This is a genomic window from Ancylomarina longa (genome assembly GCF_003996985.1).
GTDB lineage: Bacteria > Bacteroidota > Bacteroidia > Bacteroidales > Marinifilaceae > Ancylomarina_A > Ancylomarina_A longa.
This window is the reverse complement of sequence record NZ_RJJX01000025.1, coordinates 14502-39711: the sequence shown is the minus strand read 5'-3', so window position 1 is coordinate 39711 and position 25210 is coordinate 14502. Positions and strand designations below refer to the sequence as shown.

The 25210-nt window shown below is 33.8% G+C and carries 21 protein-coding genes; 14 read left to right on the top strand and 7 right to left on the bottom strand.

Going from position 1 to position 25210, the window contains the following annotated elements; all coding sequences use genetic code 11:
• Complete coding sequence (locus tag DLK05_RS14125; RefSeq protein ID WP_127344660.1) at nt 1-1440, bottom strand: sodium:solute symporter; 1440 nt, start codon at nt 1438-1440, stop codon at nt 1-3.
• A gap of 265 nt (nt 1441-1705) precedes the next feature.
• Here DLK05_RS14125 and recR point away from each other — a divergent pair, with 265 nt between their 5' ends.
• The 4 genes from recR (at nt 1706) to DLK05_RS14105 (ending at nt 7554) form a co-directional block, all read left to right on the top strand.
• The gene (gene recR / locus DLK05_RS14120) at nt 1706-2332 is read left to right on the top strand and encodes a recombination mediator RecR (protein WP_127344659.1); all 627 of its coding nucleotides are present in this window, start codon (nt 1706-1708) and stop codon (nt 2330-2332) included.
• A 114-nt stretch (nt 2333-2446) separates the two neighbouring features.
• On the top strand, nt 2447-3757 hold the full coding sequence (locus DLK05_RS14115; protein WP_127344658.1) for a dihydrolipoamide acetyltransferase family protein: 1311 nt from the start codon (nt 2447-2449) through the stop codon (nt 3755-3757).
• Nucleotides 3758-4079: 322 nt separating this feature from the next.
• On the top strand, nt 4080-7016 hold the full coding sequence (locus tag DLK05_RS14110) for a PD40 domain-containing protein (RefSeq protein ID WP_148114108.1): 2937 nt from the start codon (nt 4080-4082) through the stop codon (nt 7014-7016).
• 1 nt (nt 7017) lies between these two features.
• A complete protein-coding gene (locus DLK05_RS14105) occupies nt 7018-7554 on the top strand; it encodes a GNAT family N-acetyltransferase (protein ID WP_127344656.1) in 537 nt (178 codons plus the stop codon).
• Here DLK05_RS14105 and DLK05_RS14100 read toward each other — a convergent pair.
• A complete protein-coding gene (locus tag DLK05_RS14100; RefSeq protein ID WP_127344655.1) occupies nt 7541-7999 on the bottom strand; it encodes a type I restriction enzyme HsdR N-terminal domain-containing protein in 459 nt (152 codons plus the stop codon). The two genes, DLK05_RS14105 and DLK05_RS14100, sit on opposite strands and share 14 nt — an antisense overlap.
• Nucleotides 8000-8060: 61 nt before the next feature.
• On the opposite strand from DLK05_RS14100, the gene DLK05_RS14095 reads away from it, so the two are divergent.
• From DLK05_RS14095 to DLK05_RS14060, 8 genes are all read left to right on the top strand, one after another.
• A complete protein-coding gene (locus DLK05_RS14095) occupies nt 8061-8831 on the top strand; it encodes an AMP nucleosidase (RefSeq protein WP_127344654.1) in 771 nt (256 codons plus the stop codon).
• An 80-nt stretch (nt 8832-8911) separates the two neighbouring features.
• Nucleotides 8912-9850: a DNA polymerase III subunit delta gene (gene holA, locus DLK05_RS14090; protein WP_235832009.1), complete on the top strand. Its 939-nt coding sequence runs from the start codon at nt 8912-8914 to the stop codon at nt 9848-9850.
• Nucleotides 9851-9896: 46 nt separating this feature from the next.
• Nucleotides 9897-10574 (top strand): T9SS type B sorting domain-containing protein, encoded by a 678-nt coding sequence (locus DLK05_RS14085; RefSeq protein ID WP_127344652.1) that lies wholly within the window; start codon nt 9897-9899, stop codon nt 10572-10574.
• A 2-nt stretch (nt 10575-10576) separates the two neighbouring features.
• Entirely contained in the window at nt 10577-11530 is a 954-nt protein-coding gene (locus DLK05_RS14080; protein WP_127344651.1) for a PorP/SprF family type IX secretion system membrane protein, read from the top strand.
• 5 nt (nt 11531-11535) lie between these two features.
• Nucleotides 11536-13620, top strand: coding sequence for an OmpA family protein (locus DLK05_RS14075; protein ID WP_127344650.1), 2085 nt, complete (start codon nt 11536-11538; stop codon nt 13618-13620).
• Nucleotides 13621-13629: 9 nt separating this feature from the next.
• A complete protein-coding gene (locus DLK05_RS14070; RefSeq protein ID WP_209319888.1) occupies nt 13630-14235 on the top strand; it encodes a rhomboid family intramembrane serine protease in 606 nt (201 codons plus the stop codon).
• A 3-nt stretch (nt 14236-14238) separates the two neighbouring features.
• Nucleotides 14239-14736 (top strand): D-glycero-alpha-D-manno-heptose-1,7-bisphosphate 7-phosphatase, encoded by a 498-nt coding sequence (locus DLK05_RS14065; protein WP_127344648.1) that lies wholly within the window; start codon nt 14239-14241, stop codon nt 14734-14736.
• Between the two features lie 2 nt (nt 14737-14738).
• Entirely contained in the window at nt 14739-15602 is an 864-nt protein-coding gene (locus DLK05_RS14060) for an aminotransferase class IV (protein ID WP_127344647.1), read from the top strand.
• 5 nt (nt 15603-15607) lie between these two features.
• On the opposite strand, the gene DLK05_RS14055 is transcribed toward DLK05_RS14060, so the two are convergent.
• Nucleotides 15608-16198: a YqgE/AlgH family protein gene (locus DLK05_RS14055; RefSeq protein WP_127344646.1), complete on the bottom strand. Its 591-nt coding sequence runs from the start codon at nt 16196-16198 to the stop codon at nt 15608-15610.
• 295 nt (nt 16199-16493) lie between these two features.
• Between DLK05_RS14055 and DLK05_RS14050 the strand changes: the two genes are divergently transcribed.
• Entirely contained in the window at nt 16494-18440 is a 1947-nt protein-coding gene (locus DLK05_RS14050) for a Na+/H+ antiporter NhaC family protein (RefSeq protein ID WP_127344645.1), read from the top strand.
• 384 nt (nt 18441-18824) lie between these two features.
• On the opposite strand, the gene DLK05_RS14045 is transcribed toward DLK05_RS14050, so the two are convergent.
• Nucleotides 18825-21269 (bottom strand): alpha-ketoacid dehydrogenase subunit alpha/beta, encoded by a 2445-nt coding sequence (locus tag DLK05_RS14045; RefSeq protein ID WP_127344644.1) that lies wholly within the window; start codon nt 21267-21269, stop codon nt 18825-18827.
• A gap of 232 nt (nt 21270-21501) precedes the next feature.
• On the opposite strand from DLK05_RS14045, the gene DLK05_RS14040 reads away from it, so the two are divergent.
• Complete coding sequence (locus tag DLK05_RS14040) at nt 21502-21747, top strand: hypothetical protein (protein ID WP_127344643.1); 246 nt, start codon at nt 21502-21504, stop codon at nt 21745-21747.
• Between the two features lie 331 nt (nt 21748-22078).
• Here the strand turns inward: DLK05_RS14040 and DLK05_RS14035 are convergent, their stop codons facing one another.
• The 3 genes from DLK05_RS14035 to nqrE form a co-directional block, all read right to left on the bottom strand.
• Nucleotides 22079-23083, bottom strand: a complete 1005-nt coding sequence (locus tag DLK05_RS14035) for an FAD:protein FMN transferase (RefSeq protein ID WP_127344642.1) — start codon at nt 23081-23083, stop codon at nt 22079-22081.
• Nucleotides 23084-23274: 191 nt separating this feature from the next.
• On the bottom strand, nt 23275-24534 hold the full coding sequence (gene nqrF / locus DLK05_RS14030) for an NADH:ubiquinone reductase (Na(+)-transporting) subunit F (RefSeq protein ID WP_127344641.1): 1260 nt from the start codon (nt 24532-24534) through the stop codon (nt 23275-23277).
• A 52-nt stretch (nt 24535-24586) separates the two neighbouring features.
• Nucleotides 24587-25204 carry an NADH:ubiquinone reductase (Na(+)-transporting) subunit E gene (nqrE, locus tag DLK05_RS14025; protein ID WP_127344640.1) on the bottom strand — a complete coding sequence of 206 codons (618 nt, stop codon included), beginning with the start codon at nt 25202-25204 and terminating at the stop codon, nt 24587-24589.
• Nucleotides 25205-25210 lie beyond the last annotated feature (6 nt).

The following is a 25210-nucleotide window of genomic DNA, read 5'->3' as shown; positions in this document are numbered from 1 at the left end:
TTAACGTCTTTTCCGGATTAAATACAATCCTGCAAATGTTATAATTCCGTTATAAATCAACAACTCAAAACCAATTGGATAGCTAAACCAAGCCACGGCATTATCTTTTAATATATAACAGATTAATGGAGACAATATGGCAATAATTGGTACATAGCGGTCTTTCACCTTGTATTTCGTAAACAAACCAAAGGCATACAATCCCAATAAAGGACCATAAGTATAACCTGCAACCGTAAATATCGCAGCAATAACCGATTCATCATTAATGGCACGGAAAATCAGAATCACGACAAGCAATAAAAATGAAAATAATATATGTGATCTTTTGCGAAGTTTAGTGGTTTCCTGTTCATTCCCCTCCTTCGCACCCAAAATATCAACGGTAAAAGAGGTGGTTAGAGATGTTAAAGCTGAGTCGGCGCTAGAATAAGCCGCAGCCAACAGACCAACCAGAAAGAAAAGACTTACCACCGGACCAAGGTATTTTGTTGCCAATAATGGAAATAAATCATCACCTCTTGCAGGAATCGCAATTCCCTCGTGTTGTGCATACATTAGCAATAAGGCACCTAAGAGCAGAAATAATAAATTAGCAGGTATAAATGCAAAACCATACCAATACATATTCTTCTTTGCTTCCTTTATATTCTTACAGCTTAAATTTTTCTGCATCATATCCTGATCTAAACCAGTCATTACAATAGTTATAAAAGCACCGGTAAGAAACTGCTTCAGAAAATGTTGTCTGCTTCCCCAATCCTTAAATTCAAATATCCGGGAGTATTCACTATCTGCCATAGAATTATACAAATCGGTAAATCCGAGATTCAAACGATTCATGATTAAATAAATACTCACAACAACAGCCAATAGCATAAATAGAGTTTGTAAGGTATCTGTCCAAATAATTGTTTTAATTCCCCCTCTGAAAGTATATAACCAGATTAATAAAATTGTAATTAAAACAGTAACTACAAACGGAATATTCCATGCATCAAAAACCGTTATCTGCAAAACATTGGCCATCAGAAATAAACGAAATGCTGCACCTATGGTTCTTGATAGTAAAAAGAATGCGGCACCCGTTTTATAGGATACGCCTCCAAATCTATTATCCAAATAAGTATATATCGAGGTCAGATTTAATTTATAATATATGGGCAATAGTAAATTGGCTACCACAATGTAACCTAACATGTAACCAAAAACCATCTGCATGTAGGTAAAATCTATCGATTTCACCCAGCCGGGAACGGAAATAAATGTTACTCCGGACAAAGAGGCTCCCACCATTCCAAATGCAACGATATACCATGGCGACTGCTTATTTCCAACAAAAAAGTCTTTATTATCGGCTTTCCTACCAGTAAAATAGGATATGAGTAATAGAAGGGAAAAATATCCCACCACAACGAGAATAATACTAACGGGTGTCACAGGCTAATAAATTTATTGAAGTTCAAAAATAGACAAAGCATTTATTTTAATCAAAAAGAGAAATAATGTATACACAACAAGTTCAATCCTGAAAAAGTAAAAAGATAGATATTCTGGGGATTTCTATTCCCGATTTATTGTCACTGCAACCTGTAACTTATCTGTTTGTATTAGGATTTAGAAATATAGTTGCAAATAAGAGTCTATTCTCTTTTTTCATGCTATTTTGCTACTTTTGATTTACACAAAGAATCAAATCATAAAAATGAGCTATATCAATTTCCCTTCTAAATTACTTGAACATGCGGTTGCAGAATTTGCAAAACTTCCTGGTATTGGTAGAAAAACTGCACTCCGTTTGGTTTTGCATTTACTCAATCAACCCAAAGAGGATGTTCATCTTTTTGGATCTTCCATTATTCAATTAAGGGATGAAATTAAGCATTGCTCCTCTTGTTACAATATATCAGATACTGAAATCTGTGACATTTGTGCAAATCCAAAGAGAGATCATAAAACCATTTGTGTGGTAGAAAGCATTCGTGATGTAATGTCAATCGAACGAACCCAACAATATCATGGCATTTATCATGTGTTAGGAGGAATAATTTCACCTATGGATGGTATTGGCCCAAGTGATTTACAGATTGAACCTTTAATAAAAAAAGTACAGGAATCCTCTATCGATGAAGTAATTCTAGCTTTAAGCACTACTATGGAAGGGGATACAACTAATTTCTATTTATATAAAAAACTACAAACCTTTGAGGCAAAAATCACAACCATTGCACGCGGTGTTTCCATCGGAGATGAATTGGAATATACCGATGAAATAACTTTAGGAAGATCGATCACTCACAGAACGTTATTTGATCAAAACCTACAAGCCTAATTATAGTATTGTTGCCCATTTAAACAACTTCGGATACGTTTGTCTTTTTCTTTAAATTTATTAATTTCGCGTTGTATTTAGACTAAATAAACACAATCAAAAAAAAACATAAACATGGCAAAAATAGAAATCCTACTTCCTGCAATGGGCGAAGGAATCACCGAAGCTACCATTACCCAGTTTTTGAAAAAGGAGGGTGATTTTGTAGAAGAGGAAGAATCTATCCTTGAAATTGCTACCGATAAAGTAGATTCGGAAATACCTGCCCCTCAAAGTGGTAAAATTGCAAAATTCTTATTCAAGGAAGGCGAAGTAGCCCAAGTTGGTGATGTTATCGCAATCCTTGCCACCGAAGGAGAGGATGTTCCAGAAACTGTTATGGAAGAAACAACCAAAACGGAAGAACCAATTGCAATAAAGATAGATATACCTCTTCCCTCTACTCCAGCAAGTAGTACCTCACAACTTACAAGTAAAACTGAAAATGGAACTTTTATCTCTCCTTTGGTACGAACCATTGCGCAGAAAGAAAATATAAGCGCCGAAGTATTAAATCAAATTACAGGATCTGGTGAAGGCAATAGAATAACCAAAAAAGATATTCTTCAATATATCGAGAATACAAAACAGGGTTCAACAGAAAATATTCAGGAGGATCCAATTGTTAAAAAAACTATCCCTGCACCCCAAGTAGGAATAACATCCTATACAGGAGATAATGTGGAAATCATTGAAATGGATAGAATGCGCAAACTAATTGCACAATACATGTTGAAATCTAAACAGGTTTCGCCACACGTTACTTCCTTTGTTGATGTAGATGTTACAGCTTTAGTACAATGGAGAAATAAGGTAAAAGAGGATTTTCTAAAAAAGGAAAATCAAAAACTTACCTTCACTCCCATTTTTGTAGAAGCAGTTGCCAAAGCATTGAAAGATTATCCAATGGTAAATGTTTCTGTAGATGGAGATAAAATCATTCGTAAAAAATTCATCAATGTTGGTATAGCAACTGCTTTACCAAGTGGTAATTTAATTGTTCCTGTTATCAAGGATGCTGATGAAAAAAATCTGATTGGAATTACTAAAAAAGTAAATGACTTAGCAAACCGGGCACGTACGAATAAACTCCAACCAGATGAAATTCAGGGCAGCACTTTTACTATTACTAATTTAGGTGCTTTTGGAAGCACCACAGGAACACCAATTATCAATCAACCAGAAGTAGCCATATTAGCGGTTGGTGCTATTAAAAAGAAACCGGCGGTTATAGAAACACCTCAAGGAGATACTATTGGCATTCGAAATATTATGGTCCTTTCTCTCTCCTACGATCATCGGGTGGTTGATGGTGCTTTAGGAGGTATGTTCCTCAAACGAGTGGCAGAATATCTAGAGAATTTTGACATAACACGAAGCATATAAAATCAAACTAATATGAAATTTTAACCATTGAACCCCGTTCAGTGGTTTTTTTATGCTATTCTGTAACCAATTACTCAAAAAATGACACAATTTTATTTATTTTGTCCATAAATTGTGTTTATGTTTCTTACTTTTAGAAAAGATTTTGAAACTCTGAGAAATTAAAATTTTATTAACAATTTTGATTTTTAAGACGATTCTCTATTGATATTTAACTCTTATCTATTATATTTAGTTATTGTTAATTAATTTAATCCATATTAACTGCCCGGAAAACCCTAAATCGACAAAAAATCTAGCTTTTGCTTCAAAGGCTTTTTTTGTGGTGATCTTCTCTATTTTCATAGGGATATCTAGTTCTTATACACTTTATGCTAGTTCAAAAAAGCAAAAAATAACTTCACATAGAAAGTATCAACTTGCAGAACAACTTCTTGCAAATCGTAATTATTCTAAGGCAGCAATTATATACAAAGAACTGCTTGATAAAGCATCACGCAATGCTGACTTAAATTTCAAACTAGGTTTGTGTTATTTAAATATTTCTTCACAAAAAGAAAAATCAGTTGGATTAATCGAGAAGGCAATCCAATATACCAGTTCAAAGAATAATGTCTCGCTTGATGTTTATTTCAACCTTGCAAAAGCTTATCATACCAACTATCAGTTTCGGGATGCTTTAAAAGTATATAGAGATTTATTGCAAATTATTTCTCCGCAAAACATAGCCTTTCGGAATGAAATCCAGCGAGAAATAAACATGTGCAAAAATGGCCTCGAATTGATTAAAAATCCCATTGATATATCTATTACCAATCTAGGAAACAAGATAAATACGGAATATGCAGAACATAGTCCTGGCATAACCGCAGACGAAAGTACTATGGTTTTCACTTCCAGAAGAAAAGGTACTGGCGGCAAAATTGATATTGATGGTCAGTACTTTGAGGATATTTACATCACCCATCGAATAAATGGAATTTGGACAGATCCTGTGGGGATTTCCGAACTTAATACTAACGATCATGATGCCTCCATCTCTATTTCAGCAGATGGACAAGAACTATATATCTACAAAGCAGGTTATTTTAGTAAAAAGGAATCCGAAGGTGGCGATATCTATGTTAGTCATCTTAATGGAAGTAGGTGGTCTGCACCTCGAAAACTTGGACCTAATATTAATTCAAAAAGTAAGGAAAGTCACATCTCCATTTCAGCAGATGCCAGAACAATTTATTTCTCTAGCGACAGACCTGGGGGATTTGGCGGAATGGATATTTACACAGTTACAAAATTACCTAATGGGAAATGGGGTAAGGCAAGAAATTTGGGCCCGGCAATAAATACAGAATATGATGATGATGCTCCTTTTATTCATCCCGATGGCAAGACCCTTTATTTTAGTTCTGCCGGTCATAAAACAATGGGAGGCTTGGACATCTTTAAAAGTGTAAATATTAAAGGAAGATGGACATCTCCTAAAAATATTGGCTACCCGATTAACTCAACGGATGATGATATCTATTATACACCAACTGCTGATGGTAAAAGAGCCTATTTTGCATCTTACCGAAAAGGAAGCGTAGGTCGAACAGATATTTTTCTGGTGAAAACTCCGAATGCTGATGAGGTTGGATTATTTGTGCTGAAAGGGAAAGTAGTTACTTCAGATGGTAAACCTGTGCCAAATTCAAAAATAACTGTTAGCAGAAATGGTCAGACAATAGGAATTTACAATCCGAACTCAGCAACAGGGAAATTCCTTTTTATTGTTGATGCCGGGAAAAAATATAAAATTGAGATAGTTGCTGAAGGATTTAGAACCTTACGTACAACACTAAATATTCCACCGGAATTCGCCAACAAAGAAAATCATAGCGTAATTACACTTCTTCCTTTAACATTAAGATCGAAATATGAGTCGGACTACCCTCAAAGTATGGAATTGATTAATTTTGAAGAGAGTAAACTGAATGAAGTAAATTCGACACTATCTAAAGTTGATAGCATCCCCGAGAACAGAGAATTTAAAGCGCCTCCAATAGCAGTTCCAGAAAAAGTAATACCAAAAAAGGAAGATACAGTCAATGCCCCTGTGGTTATTCCCGATAGTGGAATTATTCCTGTAGTGACACCTGTTGTTTCTGATAAGAAGATCGAAGAAGTACAAGAAGAAAAACCTATAATTTCACAAAAAGAGCAGGCTTCAAAAGATAAGGTTAAAATATGGAAAAAGAAATCCATTCCTAACCAGCCGAAGTCTCAGATAAAAGCAATAGCATCTCGAAATCTTGCCTTCACTTTGGATCTGGGGAATTTTAATGCTCCCAAACCTGAACTTTTTGAAAAATTAGATGGCGTTATTGAAAGTGTTGGCCCTGATAAGCGTTACCATTACACCTATGGTAAATTCAAAAATTATAAGGAAGCATCTAAAATTCAGAAAATTATTGCAAAAAAAGGCTTTAATTTCACAAATATCAGAATCTTAGAGAAAGATCAATTGGTTCAAGAAAAATCAGGAGGTGAAACTTATTATACTATTCAGATAATGGCATTGCATCTACCTATTGAGGCTGAATTTTTTGACAACCTCGATAATGTAAAAGTTTTTAATGGTATGGATGGAATGACACGGTACACTTATAAAAAATTCACTTCTTACCGTAAAGCTATTAATGAAATGAAGCGCCTGATTAGAATGGGATACTGGGATGCTTTTGTAAGAACTGTTATTAACGATCAATTGCTCTACTCCGGAATGCAATATTCAGAACAAGCCAATTACACCATTCAGGTTATGGCACTTCGAAATCCTAAACCATTAAACTATTTTAATGATCTGGGGAATGTTCAGGTTTTTATTGACCATACTGGCTTATACCGATACACCTATGGTAATTATCACACAAAAAATGAAGCAATTCTAGATCTGGGCACTGCTCTTAAAAAAGGCTACTGGGATGCATTTGTTCGAAAATCATTAAAGGGAGAACAATTGCCTAATAAAGAATTAATCAATTCCTCTAATTACTATACAATTCAAGTTATGGCATTACGAAATTTCAGGCCTTTGAATTATTTCAATAATTTGGGAATAGAAAATATGAATTTATATAAGGGTAAGGATGGATTATCCAGGTATACCTATCAAAAATTCTCTAACTTATCGAATGCAAAAAACAGCTTACCGTTTGTAATAAAAAAAGGTTATTTAGATGCATTTACCCGTGAAATAAAATGGTACAATCAACATTAACATGCAAATCCTGGAAGATAGAAATATTCGCTTAAGAGCCTTAGAACCAACAGATCTAAATCTTTTATATAATTGGGAGAATGATTCTTCTATCTGGGAGGTTAGTAATACGCTCAAGCCATTTTCTATTTTTGTTTTGAAACAATATTTAGAAACTTCTCATCTTGATATTTTTGAAGCCAAACAATTAAGATTAGTAATTGAAAAGAAGAATGATAATATACCGGTTGGATTAATTGATTTATTTGACTTTGATCCCTTTCACCGCAGAGCTGGCATTGGTATTTTAATTCATAATAAGGAACATCAAAACAAAGGATATGCTACTAAAGCCTTGTCAATACTTTGCAACTATGCTTTCAGTGTATTACAAATTCATCAGCTTTATTGCAATATCACTTCTGAAAATGAGAATAGTATAAAACTATTTCAAAATGGCGGTTTTGAAATTATCGGAATAAAAAAAGATTGGATAAAAACTAGAGAAGGATGGTTAGATGAATATTTACTTCAAAAAATCAATATCACCGATTTTTAACCAATTGATAAATGGGAATATCCGGTATAAACCTGTAAGTTTTCTGCTCGTAATCCATTTCACAACAGTAATGATGTAAACCATTAGTTACTACTAAATAGGGAACCTTCAATTTCATATTATAGCGTGCAATCTGATTAAATACATCCTGCGTGATTTTTACTCTGAAGGCTTTGCACTCTACAATCATTATCGGATTAGCATTTTGATTGTATAATACAATATCACTTCGTTGAGGAAGTAGGTTTACATCCACTTTTTTTTCAATGGCGATCAAGGACTCAGGATAAGATTTTTCTTCCACTAAAAACCTGATGAAATTTTGTCTTACCCACTCTTCCGGTGTTAGTACAACATACTTCTTTCGAATACTATCAAAAATTAACTTTCTTTGCAGATCTGATTTTATTTTGAAGGAATAAGTTGGTAAATTTAAATTTTCCATAAATTCTGTCTAAAACCCTAAAGGTACAAGATTATTCCTGATTTTAAATTGCATCAATTTTATGAAAACTAAAGAAGAAATTGTAAAAAACTGGTTAACAAGATATACAGGCAGAGAGCTTTCTGATTTTACACCTTATATACTCCTCACTAATTTTAATCATTACGTAGAATTATTTGCTGAGTGGCATCAAGTTACTATTCTTGGAGAAGATAAAGCAATGCCAAATGCTTCTGCCAACGGAATAACTATTATCAATTTTGGAATGGGAAGTCCAAATGCTGCAACCGTATTAGATCTGCTAAGTGCAATAAAACCAAAGGGAGTTCTTTTTCTTGGTAAATGTGGTGGCTTAAAACGCAAAAATAAATTAGGCGATTTGATTCTTCCAATAGCCGCTATCCGTAGTGAAGGAACATCTAATGACTATCTGCCGCCAGAGGTTCCTGCTCTTCCGGCCTATAGCCTTCAAATGGCTGTTTCTCAAGTAATTTCAAATAAGAATAAAGATTATTATACTGGAACGGTATTTACAACAAACAAAAGAGTTTGGGAGTATGACGAGCGATTTAAAAAATATCTGAGTAAAACAAGGGCAATGGCTATTGATATGGAAACAGCCACAATTTTCACAGTTGGTTTTTATAATGGGATTCCTGCTGGGGCACTATTATTAGTATCTGATCAACCCATGATTTCGGAAGGCGTGAAAACAGATAAAAGTGATACAATCGTAACCAATAAATATGTGGAAGAACATCTTCAAATTGGAATTGATGCATTGAAAGAAATTATGCACAACCGTAAGTCTGTGAAACATTTAAGATTTTAAGTCCATTTAGATAGATTATGACTTTTGAAAACATATTGCAAGATCTGAAAAGAAAACACTATTCCCCTATTTATTTTTTAATGGGTGAAGAAAGTTTTTTTATCGATCAGATAACAAATTACATTCTCGACAATGCTTTAGCTACCACTGAACGTGACTTTAATCAAACTATTTTGTATGGAAAAGATACTGATATAGGAACGATTATTACTGCAGCTAGAAGATTTCCGATGATGGCGGAAAGGCAGGTCGTTGTCGTTCGAGAAGCTCAAAGTATTAAGAACATCGAACAACTATCTTCTTATGTCAAGAATCCTTTAGAGTCGACAATACTTGTCATAAACTATAAATACAAAAGCCTAGATAAAAGAAAAAATTTCCCAAAAGAAATTGCCCAGAATGGAATTCTTTTCGAATCGAAGAAAATATATGACAATAAAATTCCAGATTGGATAAAAAGCTATGTCAAGAATCAGAATTTTCAAATTGATCCGAAAGCTTGTTTCTTGTTAACAGAATTTTTAGGAAATGATCTCGGGAAAATTACGAATGCTTTAGAAAAACTAAGCATAAATATATCAAGCAGCAAAATTATTACTGCCGAAGATATTGAGAAAAATATTGGAATATCTAAAGATTACAACAACTTTGAACTACAAAATGCGTTGGGTAGAAAAGATGTATTCAAAGCCAATCAAATCATAAACTATTTCTCTACAAATGAAAAAAATAATCCAATGGTTGTAACCATTGCCCTTCTGCACTCGTATTTCTCCAAAGTTTTGAAGTATTATTTTATCAAGAATAAAACAAACGAAAAACTTGTTGCTTCAAGCTTGCGTATTAATCCATATTTCGTTAAAGATTATAAACTTGCTGCCAGAAATTACAGTGCAAAAAAACTGGTTTCTATTATTGAACTTTTGCGAGAGTATGATTTAAGGTCTAAAGGATTTAGTGACGCAGGGACGAATCATGGAGAGCTATTAAAAGAACTTATATTTAAAATTCTCCATTAGCAACAGGTTAAAGTTGTTAAATATAAATTGCACACAAATCCCGAATATGAGATTTATTCTACCCAATTATCTGTTATTTATTGGTCTTTTGTTAGGTCATTTGAATGGCTTTGGACAAAATTCTGAAACTCCAATTGCTCGTAATGATACGGTTTCAATAACCAATCAAAGTCTAACAAATGAAGTTGTCTATATTGAAATAAATTTCCTGAAAAATGATCAGTTTACAAATGCAGATCAATTGGAAAGTAGTATTACTCGACAAACAGATCAATATGGAAAAGCCTATTTAATTGAGAATAATACCTTAATGGTATATTATCCTTATGAACTAAGTTATGGCACGGATACGATCTATTATCAGATTTGCAAGAACGATAAATGCGACAATGCTTTAATTTTAGTGAACGTTCTGAATCCAAATCAAGTGAAACTTTTCATTCCATCCTCCTTTTCACCAAACAATGACGGAAAGAATGATAGATTTTTTATTAAAGGAATAGAAAACTATCCTGAAAATGAATTTATAGTATTCTCCAGATGGGGAACAAAAGTCTATGAGAAAAAGAACTACGACAATCAGTCTGCCTGGGACGGTAGTTATAATAATGCAGGTGTGAAATTAGGACCTGGGGACAAGCTACCTAAAGGAACATACTTTTTCAAGCTAATAATAAAAGATAAGGAGTATGTTAAGAGTGGTTATATTGTTGTTAAATACTAATAATGAATCGATTAATCAAAATTTTAATATTTTGGATATGTTATCAGTTTTCCATTTCATCAGTTATGGCACAGGAAAACCTTCGCTTTTCCAATTACAATTATAATCGATTATTCTATAATCCAGCCTACGCTGGAACGAGTAGATTTATGGAAGCAGTAATTGCCTACCGTAATCAATGGGTTGGTATTGAAGGGTCACCGGAAACTGCCTTAGTGTCAGTTCAAGCTCCTGTAAACTATACTAACTTTGGGCTTGGTGCAATCTTTTACAACAATAAATTTGGTATCCAACAGGATAACGCAATCTTCTTAAACTACGCATACCATTTTCAGGTAAGTTATAACGGTATCCTCTCTCTTGGAGTGCAAGCCGGTTTTGTAAACAAACAAATTAAATGGACTAATTTAACACGTTTTGATCCTAATTTCCCTTCGCCAAACGATCCTGCTTTTCCTTCCCAAGACATCTCTACTTGGGTGAGCAATTTTGGAATCGGTTTATATTATTACACTCCCGAATACTTTATTAGCTTCTCTGCACCGCGCCTATTGTCAAATAATCAGCCTTCAACAGAGGGATTATCTAATAATTTAACTTTTGATGTAAAACAAATCCACTTTTTTCTAGGTGCCGGAATCAATTTACCTATCAACAACGAAATTAATTTTGTTCCTTCTCTTCTTTTGACTTCCTCCTATTCTTCCTCTACTAATATGAACATGAACTTTGATTTTATTCATGAAAGTGGTGTTTCCATAGGTATGGGCTACAGATCTGATGATTCTTGGGCTGCTCTCATTGGCTATCAATTGAATCCTAAGCTTCGTTTCTCCTATTCTTATGAAAAATCTTTCGGAAAATATAGGTCAAAAGGCTTTACTAATCATGAAATAATACTAAATTACAATCTTTCTTTGAAGAAGAGCCAGATTACATCACCACGATATTTTTAATACTCATGAATAGGAAACAAAGTATATATTTTCTGTTTGTTGTTATATTTTCTTTTTTTGGACATAGCACTTCATATGCCCAGAGTCAACTCATACAAAAAGGCGACCGCTTATACGACAATAAGGAATACTCTCTAGCTTCAAGCTATTACGAGAAATATCTTTCAAACAATGAAAATTTTGAGCTAAAACGTAAATTAGTTAGATGTTATATTGCAACCAATAAGGATAGACTAGCCATCCAATTAATGAATAAAATTGTTACGGATCCTAAAGTAATTCCCGATGACTATTTGATGTATGCTAATCTTCTGAAAAGAGAAAACAATTATGAGAAAGCTAAAATTTGGTTTAAAAAATATGCTAATATCCACCCAAAAAATAAACTTGTATCTAATCTAATATTATCTTGTAATCTGATTAACGAATTGGAGGATAATAAATTTTACACTACAAATTCATTAAATATCAATTCTCCCCAATCTGATTTTGCTTCAGCCATTTATAAAAATGGCATTGTGTTCGTTTCTGGTAGAAAAAATGAAAGCTCCAAACAAATTGATGGAAGAACTGGTGAATATTATCTGGATCTCTATTATTCAAAAAAAGAAGGAAATAAATTTTTGCCTCCAGTACCATTTGACAAAGGACTAAATACTAAATATCATGAAGGTCCTGCATGTTTTACAAAAAACAATAAATTCATCTATTTCACGAGAAATAAAGGAAATTTAAATCTCGAAGGTAAATCAGAATTAAATATTTATACCGCCAGATTTAACGGAGAAAACTGGGATAAGCCAGAACTTTTTCAGTTCTCTGGACAAAACTATTCCATTGGACATCCATGTATTTCTTCTGACGGAAGGGATCTTTATCTTATTTCTAATATGTCCGGCGGATATGGTGGAACTGACATTTATGTATGTCATAAACTTGGGTTTTCATGGAGTTACCCCATTAATTTAGGTCCCAATGTAAATACTTCGGGTAATGAAATGTTCCCATTCATTGCAGAGGATGGTTATCTGTATTTTGCTTCCGACGGTCATATAGGGTTTGGGGGATTAGATATTTTCAAAACCATCTTCCAACAAAACCAATGGACTTATCCAGTAAATTTAGGTCCTCCTTTTAACTCTTCGAAAGATGATTTTGGATATCTAGTTGATAAAAATAAAGAATTAGGATATTTTTCGTCTAACCGCAATAACAATGATGATATTTTTGAATTCCACGAAAACAAGGATATGGTGGATCATCTTAAAGGAAGAATTGTTAAAAGCACGAATAGAGAAAGTCTCGAAAATGTTCAGGTAAGTTTGATGGATAATTTATCCAAAGAAAAAACAGATAGCACTGATACAAAAGGGTTCTTCACTTTTAAAATATTTAAAGGAAAAAATTATAGTTTAATCATTAATAAGCCAGGTTATAAAACAAAGAGGATCCTTTACTTTGCTTCAGATAATAATTCGGCTCCTGCACAATTAAATATTCTGATGGAACCAACCAAATGGATGCCATTAAAAGGAAATATTATTGATCAATTTTCAGCTCGTTCTATTGAAAATGCGAGTATAGATATTGTCAATATATCCTATAATATCAATAGTTTTAGCAGATCTGATAAGTATGGGGATTTTGAAATCAGAATTGACCCTAGTAAGTCATATAATATCATTATTCAAAAAGAAGGTTATTTTACAAAAGTGCTCAGAAATTACAAATATAAGTCTGATAAATTTGAACAAATAGAACTTCAACGATTTAACAAAAATCAGAATATGGAACTTTATGGTTCTGAATTCAAAAATGAATCCGCTGATCTGGAAAAATCGACTATTAATGAATTGGAAAATTTAGCAGGCCTTTTACAAGTGAATCCTCACGTAGCTATTGAAATTATAGGATATACACATTCAGACAAAGGAAGAAAAGAGAATAGAATACTATCGATGAAACGAGCTAAAAATGCTGCGGCTTTCTTAATAAATAAAGGAATTACTCCAAATCGTATAAAAACTCGGGCAGCAGGATATAATTCTGGAAAATCTGCTTTGATAGTTAAACTAATCGAAGCCTTTTAAACACAGATTATGACAATTATAATTATAGTAATAACTGTAATAGCCTCAGTAATGGCATTTAAAAAGGTTGAGTTGCTATATAAATATCAATTTAACGCCTATCAAATTCTTAAAAGAAATCAATGGTATCGAATTATAACCTATGGATTTCTACATGCAAACTGGGACCATTTACTCGTTAATATGGTTGTGCTGTATTTTTTTGGAGAAGCATTGGAGAACTATTTCAACTACTATTTTGGTGTTGCAGGTGTTCCTTATTTTTTCATTCTCTACTTCGGGGCTCTTATTTTCTCAACTTTATATGATTTAAGAAAACATCGGGACCATTATCATTATAATGCTGTTGGAGCTTCCGGAGCTATCTCCGCCATTGTATTTGCAACAATATTTTTTGCCCCATTGGAGAAGATTTATTTCATGTTTTTGATTCCAATACCCGGAATTATATTTGCGATTTTATATCTATATTATTCCTATTATATGAGTAAAAAAAATATAGATAACATTGGCCACAGTGCCCATTTTTATGGTGCCTTATTTGGATTTCTTTTTCCTATAATCATCAAACCACAATTATTTCAGCTATTTTTGCATCATATTCTCAATTTCTAGTACATGCAAAAAGCAATATTTCTTGATCGTGATGGCGTAATCAATTCAGATATTGGCCATTACTACATTTACCAAATTAAAGATTTTGTAATAAATGAAGGTATTATTTCCTCTTTAAAAAAGTTTTCGGATAATGGATATCTACTATTTATTGTTACCAATCAAGGAGGAATTGCCAAAGGGATTTACACTAAAAAAGATGTTCATATTCTGCATCAACATCTTTTAGAAATACTTAATAAAGAATCTATTCGAATTGAAAAAATTTATATGTGTCCCCATCATGATTCTATAGCACCCTGTAAATGCAGAAAACCAAGCCCATTTTTTATTCAACAAGCATTAAATGATTTCCACATCAATAAAGATCTATCCTATATGATCGGGGATAGTGAGAGGGATATTGAATCAGCTAAAGCGGCAGGAATCAAAGGAATAAAAATAAATCCAAATGAAAATATCAGTTCCTATTGCGATAAAATTATAAAAGGAGAAATTTAAGTATGCCTTCTATTAAATATATATATTATAACGGAAATTTATATCCATCTGACACCTCTTTGTGGGGTGCAGAAAATCGCGCCTTTCGCTATGGTGATTCCTTATTTGAAACAATCCATGCTAATGGTACTGATATTCAATTTCTCTATGAGCATTTAAACAGATTAATGAATGGAATGCAAATTATAGGAATGCTAATTCCTAATGACTTTAAAAGTACTATTGAGAAAAATATTAATTACTTGATTCAGAAAAATAAGGCTTTTTCCGGAACTAGAATTCGCCTTAGTGTATTTAGAAATGATGGAGGATTTTACACACCCACAAAAAATACAGTTTCTTACTTAATCGAGACATCGCCTCTGGATAATCCTTATTATCAAATTAATCGTAAAGGTCTTAAAATTGGAATATATGAGGCTATCAAAAAATCTCCCAGTATCATTTCATCCTTCAAAACCGGTAATGCGTTACCGTTTATTATGGCTGCAAATTATAAAACTAAAATGAATTGGGATGATTGCTTATTATTAAATGATAGAGGAAATCTTGTAGAGAGCATTAGTTCCAATCTATTCTTGGTGAAAGACAATATTTTAATGACTCCTTCACTGGAAAGTGGTTCTGTTGCAGGAATTATGAGAGAAAAGGTAATTGAGACTGCAATAGATTTGAAACTTACAATTTATGACGATTGTTTGATTAAGCCAAAACAACTTTTGGAAGCGGATGAAATATTTCTAACAAATTCCATCTCTGGAATTCGTTGGATTGTAGCCTTTAACGAGCGAAGATATTTTAACAAAACCTCCAAATTATTGGTTGATCGACTTAATCAAAACACATTTGAGTTTCCTCCTCAATAAGAAGATTAGTTTAAACTGGGATTTTCCGGAAAGTTAGCCCACATCATATATTTACCTCCCATCTGTCTAAGTGATTTTTCCCATAAATTTTCTATGTACGGACTCATAATTTCCTCCACCTTAAGTTGACTAACCAACCATGAATTTCCTAATATTTCCTGCTGCAATTGCCCGGCACTCCATCCTGAATAACCAACAAAAAATCTTATTTGATGAGCTAAGACATTTCCCCTCTCTATTAATTCCTTTAAAACAGAAAAATCACCTCCCCAATATAGATTGTCAATTATAGGAATACTATTCGGAATCAACTCAGGTATAGTATGTATATAGTATATTCTATTAGTATCAACAGGACCACCAATAAAAACATCACCATCAAAGTGAGAAATATTAACTAGCACCTCATCAACTGTAAGATTTATTGGCTTATTTAAAACAAAGCCAACGGCTCCATCCTCGTTATATTCTGCCAATAGTACAATCGAACGCTTAAAATATTTCCCTTCCAAAAAAGGCTCCGCTATTAATACTTTTCCTTTTTCCGGTTTGAAATTTTCATGTTCAATTCGAAATAAATTTGATGATTTATCCACTCTTTATCTATTTAATTCTACTTTCCAAAATAATCAAAATTGATGAGGAAAAAAAAGATTTTATTTATCAGAACTCGAATGTACGAATAACAGAATAATTCTAAAAAACATTTCAATTTGCTTTTTTTATGTTTGTATTGATCTAGTATCAAACCCTATCTAAGCTCCAATAGGCTATCAGATACAAACAGATTTCAAATATTCCATCGCAAAATAAAAGCTTTATTAATCATATCCTTAGGATATATAACTAAACAAATTTTGTATATTTAATGCTCCTAAAATCTTTCATTTTATGCATAGGACTCTACTTCTCGCAATATTATTTACAACAATTTTCACCTCATCCTTTACATCAAGAGCCAATTCAAAAAACAAAGTAAATGATGATTTTAGGATAGAATTACCCAAAATTATTATTGCGGATATTGAATCACAAATAATAATTCATTCTAATGTAGACCTCTCTAAGATCGAAGGATTAAATATCGAAATCAATGGAGTAAAAGTAAATGGGGAAATTGGCAAGAAGCAAATTGTAATTCCATATACCTTTCACAACAAAGAAAATCTTATTATTCAAATTGATGATTTGATTGAAACGAATAATGTTTCACCAATTCCATTATGGTTATCCATAGTTCCTCCACTGATTGCTATATTAATGGCTCTCCTCTTTAAGGAAGTTTTTTCCGCCCTTTTTATTGGTATTTTTTCTGGTACATTTATCATTTACAGCTATCAGGGAATTTCGATTTTCATAGCTTTTTTTAAAGCTATTTTTGCCATTTCAGACACCTATATAATTAGTTCTCTGACAGATTCCGGACATATTTCCATAATTGTGTTTTCAATGCTTATCGGCGCAATGGTGAATCTTATCACTCAAAATGGAGGAATGCAGGGAATCGTAAATAAATTGTCAAAATATGCTCATAATGCCCAATCTGGTCAATTCATTACCTGGCTATTGGGAGTTTTAATATTTTTTGATGACTATGCGAACACTCTAGTGGTAGGAAATACTATGCGCCCAGTTGCTGATCGATTAAGAATTTCGCGAGAAAAATTAGCATATATTGTCGATTCTACAGCTGCTCCCGTTGCTTCGATAGCAATGATTACTACCTGGATTGGTATTGAATTAAGCTATATACAATCAGCAGCCACACAAATCAATGTCACTGAAAGTCCTTATAGTATTTTTCTGAACTCGCTGCCCACGAGATTCTATTCTTTTTTTACACTCTTCTTCATCTTAATGTTGATTTTTCAGAAAAAAGACTACGGCCCGATGTACAAGGCTGAGCAAAAATGTAGAACCAATTCTTCAATTCCGGATAAAACGAATAATATTGCTAAAATGTCCGAATTAAAGGAAATGGAAATTTCAGCCAATATACCAACACGATGGTACAATGCTGCAATTCCTGTTTTTATAGTTATTTTTGGAACTTTCGTCGGATTAATCTACACAGGTTGGGATGCTAGCGTATGGTCCAACCCCAATATGGAATTCAGTAAAAAACTGGCTTTTATCATTGGTGAATCGGACTCCTATTTGGCTCTTCTTTGGGCTTCATTAAGTGCCGTATTAGTAGCAATAGCCTTAAGTGTGGGACAAGGTATTTTAAGCTTACAAAAATCCGTAGAAGCATTGATGAATGGATTTAAAACAATGTTAACTGCAATTATTATTTTAATATTGGCATGGGCTCTTGCTGATATTACAAAGGATATGCATACTGCTAATTTCATTTCAAATTCACTCGTAGCAACCAATATTTCGCCACAATTAGTCCCCACTTTCACCTTCATACTCTCTGCACTTATTGCCTTTTCAACAGGCTCTTCATGGGGAACCATGGCTATATTATATCCACTCATATTGCCAGCCTCCTGGACGGTATGTCATGCTGCAGGAATGGATGATCTTCAAGCTATGAATATTTTCTATATTACAGTATCCGCAATTTTAGCAGGATCAGTTCTTGGTGATCACAGTTCGCCAATTTCTGATACAACAATTCTTAGTTCCCTTGCGAGTTCCTGCAATCATATAGAGCACGTTCGAACACAATTACCATATGCGCTTACAGTTGGTATAATTGCAATTATTTCAGGTTTGTTGCCTGCAGCATATGGTATTTCATCCTGGATATTAATTCCTATAGGATTTATAATACTCTTTCTTCTCGTAAAATTTTTCGGAAAAAGCATAGTTGAAAATAAATATCTGTAATCCTGAGAAATAAAAAGGAGCATATAGAAAAGCTCATGCAACCTGCAGGAAGAAAATGTAGGACGCAAAAAAACCCATGCAATTTGCAGGAAGAAAATACAGACGAAATATATCAATATTAATAAAAAAAGAATAGCCATCTCCGTAAAGATGGCTATTGGCTCGTATATTTTGGAGCCCTTTAGAATTGTGACGTTGATTAGAATTACCACATTGCACCCAACTATCACCAACTAAACTATTCAAGCTTCTCCCCTATTTTGATCCACTCGAACTTATATATAACAACTAAGATTGTATTTGGGGTGACAAACAGATAAAAAATATCCGCAATATTTACATTACGGATATATTTTTCAAGTTACACTACTTATTTTAGGAAACTTAATCCTTATAAATAGGAGGAAATTTTTGTGGATTTGTTTCTCGAAGAATTTCATAAATCACTTCAAATACATCTTCTGCATTTGGATTAGAGAAATAATCACCATCTGTTCCATATGCTGGTCTATGATCTTTAGCAGTTATCGTTCTCGGTTCAGAATCTAAATGATAATAAGCTTTCTGTTCCTCTAAAACTTTCTGCATCATAAATGCCGAAGATCCACCAGGAACATCTTCATCAAAGAACACAATACGATTCGTCTTCTTAACGGATTCCACAATCATCTGATTAACATCAAAAGGTAATAAGGTCTGAACATCAATTAATTCTACTGAAATATCAAAGTCCTTCAATTGTTTTACGGCATCTTCGGCTATTCGAACACAAGAACCATAGGTAACCAAAGTAATATCATTACCTTCCTCTAAAATTTCGGGTATACCTAGAGGCGTTTTAAATTCCCCTAAATTTTCCGGTAATTTTTCTTTTAAACGATATCCGTTTAGCGGTTCAATTACCAATGCTGGTTCGTCTGATTCTAAAAGCGTATTATAAAATCCAGCCGCCTTTGTCATATTTCTGGGAACACAAACATTTACGCCTCTGATAGAGTTGATAACCATACTAAGCGGTGAGCCAGAATGCCAAATACCTTCTAATCGATGACCTCTGGTACGGATAATAACAGGGGCTCTTTGTCCTCCTTTTGTTCTATACTGAAGGGTTGCCAAATCATCACTCATTGTCTGTAAGGCATATAATAAATAATCGAAATATTGAATTTCAGCAATGGGTCTTAATCCACGCAAAGCCAACCCTATACCTTGTCCTAAAATGGTAGCTTCCCGAATTCCTGTATCACTAACACGAAGCTTACCATACTTATCCTGCATTCCCTCTAAACTTTGATTAACACCTCCAATAAAACCAGTGTCTTCTCCAAAAGTGAGTAATAGCGGATATTTAGCGAATAATTTATCAAAATTGTCCCGCAAAACTTCTCTTCCATTTACAATTTTTGAATCAGAATTATATTGCGGTACTATGGGCTTAATCTTTTGAACACAAGATTCTGTTTCACTATACAACAAACTACTATATCGTTCCTCATTCTCCAACAAAGCTTGCTTTAACCATTCCTGTAATTGCGATTTTAACGGTTTGAAACTGGCACAGGAACTGCATATATGTCGTAATATCTTTTTAGCGGCACTAACATTATCCTTACGAACTGGATGGATCACTTTCTTCAGGTTTTGAACAATCTCATCTATCCTATCTGTTTTCTGACAATCGCAGTCGGCCTTAGTTACCAAACGAATCAAATCCTCTCTCTCCTTTTTAATAGGATCACTATAGGATTTCCATGCCGCTAGTCGTGCTCTTTTCACTTCTTCTAAGGCAGCCGTCTCAATTCCATCCAAAGTCTTTTCATCTGTTAACTCCATGGAAAGAATCCACTCCCTCATTTTTCCAATTGGATCATATTCTATTTCCCAGTCCAAACGTTCCTTATTTTTATAACGTTCGTGAGAACCAGATGTAGAATGACCTAAAGGCTGAGTCATTTCTGAAACATGAAATAGAACCGGAATATGATCTTTACGACATAAGTTAACTCCTTCCATATACATTTTGCAAAGCCCAGGATAATCCCATCCCTTAGCTCGGTAAATTAGGTAACCATCTCCCTTTTCATCTTGTTCAAAACCTTTAAGAACTTCAGATATATTTGATTTAGTAGTTTGGTACTTGTTAGGTACTGAAATTCCCCAACCATCATCCCATACACTCATGGCCATTGGTATTCTCAGAACCCCTGCAGCATTAATAGCTTCCCAAAAGTGCCCTTCAGAAGTACTTGAATCACCAATAGTACCAAAAGCAACCTCATTTCCTTTATCAGAAAACCCACTATAATTATGCAACTCTTTATTTTCCCTAAAGAGTTTGGAAGCATAAGCCAAACCTACTAGTCGCGGCATTTGCCCTGCTGTTGGAGAAATATCTGCAGATGAATTTTTCTGTTTAGTAAGATCTTTCCAACTCCCATCTGCATTCAAACTACGCGTAGCGTAGTGATTATTCATTAAACGACCACCGTTCGCCGGATTTTTATCCAATTGTGTTTCGCCAAACAATTGTGCAAAAAATTCCTCAGGTGATAGCAATCCTGCAGCAAGCATGAATGTCTGATCTCTATAATATCCAGAACGCCAGTCTCCTTCTTTAAAAGATTTTGCCATAGCGATTTGAGCAATTTCCTTACCATCCCCAAAAATTCCAAATTTAGCCTTTCCGGTCAACACTTCCTTGCGACCGAAGATGCTCAATTGACGACTCATATTAGCAATTCGATAGTCTTCCAGGACTTCGGAAGTAAAATCATCAAAAGATAAATGTTCATCCTTTACTTCCCTGTTTTCCCTTAATGTTTCTGACATATTTTTAATATTTGCCGAACCTAAAAAGAATCCCCCAATTCGTTTAAAGTCCTGAATAAGTTAGTGTGTTTTGTTTAACAGAATAAATCTGCGTTTTTCAATAGTAAATTTAGCAAGAATTATTCTAAATAAGAAGATTTACTCAAAGTATTTAAGACCCGTAATTCTTTAATTATTTTGCAATGCAAGACTGAATTGATATCTTTGTAAGGAATTAAAATTAAATATACGGATGATTATTAAAGTTTTATTATTAACTGTGGTGATTCTTGGAATTGCTTTTGCAGGATTTGCCATATCCATATTAATAAAGAAAAATGGACGTTTTCCTGAACTACATATTGGTGCAAATAAGGATTTAAAAAAAAGAGGAATCGCTTGTGCTACTTCACAAGATAAAATGGAACAACTTAAGGTGAATAAGACAATACACCTTAAGCAACTAACAATTATAGATAAAGAATTTGAAAGTTTGTAAACTACAAAAAAATTAATACCTCCCGAGCGTATTCATAACAAAGTAGTTTTATTTCTTAATACTTAAAAAACGATGATGGTTTTTCTAAAAATATTACTTCTGTCTTTATTTCTGCTTTTGATTGCTTTTTTAGGATTTGGCATTAAATTGCTGTTTGATAAAAATGCAAAATTCACAAGTGGTACTTGCAGTTCTTGCGCATGTAACGAGGATGAAAAAGACAATTGTGAGGTAAAATAAATTATCCAAAAATTAGAACTATATCTCCTACTCAGGGAGAATATGCATTCAAACAGAAGGATTCGCAAATAGCTATTTAGCTAAGTTTTTTCTATTCTAAAATCCTATCCTTTAAATTTCCAGTCATTTTAATCTTCAGAATTCCATCCTTATCTGAGTAAATAAAATAAGCATCCAATAAAGAATCTTTCTCTACAATTTTCAAACTCTTATCTAAACCTAGTACCATAAAAGCAGTTGCATATGCGTCAGCAGTCATGCAATCCGGAGCTAAAACGGAGGCAGAAAGTAAACTGTGTTGGACTGGATAACCTAATCTTGGATCGATTGTATGAGCGTATTTAATCCCATCTTTCAGATAAAATTGTCTATAGTTACCAGATGTTGCCATCGCTCCATTTCCAATGGTAATAACATCTTGAATTTGCCTGGACAAACTACTTGGATCATCAATCGGCTTGTCAATTCCGACTCGCCAGATTCGGTCTTTATCGCTTTTCCCTTTGGCTCTAATTTCCCCACCAATCTCAACCATATAATTACGTATCCCTTTTGATTCCAAAAACTCAGCCACCACATCTACCCCATAGCCTTTTGCAATAGCACTAGCATCAAACATTATTCGGGGATCTTCTTTCACAACCTTTCCATTTTCCAAATGAACTTTATTATAGCCTACAATCTTCAAAAGACTATCAACCGGTATCTTATCAGGATCTAATTTATTTTTAAACCCAAATCCCCACGCATTTACCAAAGGTGCAACAGTCCAGTCAAAAGCGCCGTCAGTAATCTCTGCAACCTCCTTGCTCTTTTGAAAAACCTTTAGAAAGTAATGATCCAATACTACACTTGAATCATTTTGATTCACCTTAGAAATAATTGATTCAGGATTATAAGTAGAAAGAGAAAAATCAAACTGTTTCAATTTTTCCATTATTTCATCTTTCAAATCCTTATTAGGATATTTATATATGATGTGATAAAAAGTACCAAAAACTTTTCCCTGATTAAAGTGATAATTTGCTTCAGGTTTCTGGCAAGATATTAGGAAAAAAGAGACAAGTAAACTTGCTATAAGCAATCTATTCTTCATATGTAGTATAGTTCTATAATTTGATCAATTAAATAGGATTTTGTTATGACAGTAATTTCTTTTAATCTAATGCGAGCTTAATTAGCAAGAGAAATATCATACCTTTTCATGTAATACATGATTACAAATTTAGATCAGGCTACTAAAAAACAAGCCTCGATACAGATGACCGAGGCTTGTTTTTTTATTAGTTAGGATCCAAAATCATCGAATGCAATCATTTCTTCTGGAACACCTAATTCGTACAGCATATTATTAATAGCTGAATTCATCATTGGCGGTCCACACAAGTAATATTCAATATCCTCAGGTTCATCATGTTTACAAAGATAATTATCGTAAATCACCTGATGTATGAAACCAGTTGGTCCTTCCCAATTATCCTCTGGAAGTGGCTCTGAAAGTGCCAAATGCCATTCGAAATTTGGAAATTTCTCCGCAATAGCGTCAAATTGATCCGCATAGAATACTTCTTTTAAGGAACGTGCACCATACCAGAAAGTAGCTTTTCTACCTGTTTTCACAGTGTGGAACATGTGGAAAATATGAGAACGCATTGGAGCCATACCAGCACCACCACCAATAAACATCATCTCGTTATTGGTTTCTTTAATAAAGAATTCTCCATAAGGGCCTGAAACAGTAACCTTATCTCCCGGCTTACGTGAGAAAACAAATGAGGAACAAATTCCAGGATTCACATTCATCCATCCACCGCGAACTCTATCGAAAGGTGGCGTTGCAATACGAATATTCAGCATTACAATATTCCCTTCTGCTGGGTGATTAGCCATAGAATATGCTCTGTATGTAGGCTCGGGATTCTTCATTTTCAAATCGAATAATTTGAACTTTTCCCAATCTGATAGATACTCCTCTTCAATGATCATATCCTTGAAGTCAACCTCAATTTTAGGAACATCAATTTGAATATAACCTCCTGATTTGAAATCCAGGTTTTCTCCTTCTGGCAATTTCACAACGAACTCTTTAATAAAAGTTGCCACATTGTGATTGGACACCACTTCACATTCCCATTTTTTAATACCAAGGATTTCTTGAGGGATAGACATTTCCAAGTCTTCTTTCACTTTCACTTGACAAGCAAGTCGCCAATCGTTTTGAGCCTCCTTGCGAGTGAAAAAGCCTATCTCTGTCGGTAATATCGATCCTGCTCCCGAATGTACTTGACATTTACACATTCCGCAAGTTCCACCACCACCACATGCCGATGGTAAAAATATTTTTTGAGCTCCCAAAGTTCCTAATAGACTACTTCCTGGTTCTACAACCATTTTTTGGTCTCCATTATTTATGTCAATCGTTACTTCTCCAGATGGGGTAAGCTTCTTTTTTGCGTATAATAGTATGGAAACCAGTACGAGTATTACAAGCAAAAATACTATAATACTTGTTTCAATTACTGTACCTTGTATTGTTGATAATATCATCTTTATTCCGGTTAAATTTTAAAATTTCAATTTACCTTATTTCTTTATCCGCTTAGAGTTTTATGCCCATAAAGCTCATGAAGGCAATTCCCATCAAACCAGTTACAATAAAAGTAATCCCCAGACCTCTTAAAGGGGCCGGAATATTAGAGTAACGGATTTTTTCGCGAATTGCAGAAATTCCTACAATAGCTAGCAACCATCCAATTCCTGATCCTAATCCATAAGTAGTAGCCTCGGCTAAGGTATTATAACCTCTTTCTTGCATGAAAAGGGATCCTCCCAAAATTGCACAGTTTACAGCAATTAATGGTAGAAAAATTCCTAGAGTAGAATATAAGGCCGGAGCAAACTTTTCAACGATCATTTCAACTAACTGTACCATGGAAGCAATAACTGCAATAAACATGATAAAGCTTAAGAAGCTTAAATCTACATTTGCAAATGAACTGTCAAACCAAGTAAGTGCACCTGACTCCAGAATGTATTTGTTCAACAAATAGTCCACTGGCACAGTAATTCCTAATACAAAAACAACTGCAATTCCAAGTCCCATTGATGTTTTAACAGTTTTAGAAACTGCCAGAAACGAACACATTCCAAGGAAGTACGCAAATACCATATTGTCGATAAAAATCGACTTGATAAATATATTAATCAGATTTTCCATGTTTTG

Excerpts from the sequence above, each read along its gene's own strand:
- DLK05_RS14065 (WP_127344648.1), top strand. The coding sequence starts at position 14,239 with ATGCAAAAAGCAATATTTCTTGATCGTGATGGCGTAATCAATTCAGAT.
- holA (WP_235832009.1), top strand. The coding sequence starts at position 8,912 with ATGGGTGAAGAAAGTTTTTTTATCGATCAGATAACAAATTACATTCTC.
- DLK05_RS14115 (WP_127344658.1), top strand. The coding sequence starts at position 2,447 with ATGGCAAAAATAGAAATCCTACTTCCTGCAATGGGCGAAGGAATCACC.
- DLK05_RS14070 (WP_209319888.1), top strand. The coding sequence starts at position 13,630 with ATGACAATTATAATTATAGTAATAACTGTAATAGCCTCAGTAATGGCA.
- nqrE (WP_127344640.1), bottom strand. The coding sequence starts at position 25,204 with ATGGAAAATCTGATTAATATATTTATCAAGTCGATTTTTATCGACAAT.
- DLK05_RS14075 (WP_127344650.1), top strand. The coding sequence starts at position 11,536 with ATGAATAGGAAACAAAGTATATATTTTCTGTTTGTTGTTATATTTTCT.
- DLK05_RS14105 (WP_127344656.1), top strand. The coding sequence starts at position 7,018 with ATGCAAATCCTGGAAGATAGAAATATTCGCTTAAGAGCCTTAGAACCA.
- DLK05_RS14040 (WP_127344643.1), top strand. The coding sequence starts at position 21,502 with ATGATTATTAAAGTTTTATTATTAACTGTGGTGATTCTTGGAATTGCT.
- DLK05_RS14035 (WP_127344642.1), bottom strand. The coding sequence starts at position 23,083 with ATGAAGAATAGATTGCTTATAGCAAGTTTACTTGTCTCTTTTTTCCTA.
- DLK05_RS14085 (WP_127344652.1), top strand. The coding sequence starts at position 9,897 with ATGAGATTTATTCTACCCAATTATCTGTTATTTATTGGTCTTTTGTTA.
- DLK05_RS14080 (WP_127344651.1), top strand. The coding sequence starts at position 10,577 with ATGAATCGATTAATCAAAATTTTAATATTTTGGATATGTTATCAGTTT.
- recR (WP_127344659.1), top strand. The coding sequence starts at position 1,706 with ATGAGCTATATCAATTTCCCTTCTAAATTACTTGAACATGCGGTTGCA.
- DLK05_RS14050 (WP_127344645.1), top strand. The coding sequence starts at position 16,494 with ATGCATAGGACTCTACTTCTCGCAATATTATTTACAACAATTTTCACC.
- DLK05_RS14045 (WP_127344644.1), bottom strand. The coding sequence starts at position 21,269 with ATGTCAGAAACATTAAGGGAAAACAGGGAAGTAAAGGATGAACATTTA.
- DLK05_RS14095 (WP_127344654.1), top strand. The coding sequence starts at position 8,061 with ATGAAAACTAAAGAAGAAATTGTAAAAAACTGGTTAACAAGATATACA.
- DLK05_RS14060 (WP_127344647.1), top strand. The coding sequence starts at position 14,739 with ATGCCTTCTATTAAATATATATATTATAACGGAAATTTATATCCATCT.
- DLK05_RS14100 (WP_127344655.1), bottom strand. The coding sequence starts at position 7,999 with ATGGAAAATTTAAATTTACCAACTTATTCCTTCAAAATAAAATCAGAT.
- nqrF (WP_127344641.1), bottom strand. The coding sequence starts at position 24,534 with ATGATATTATCAACAATACAAGGTACAGTAATTGAAACAAGTATTATA.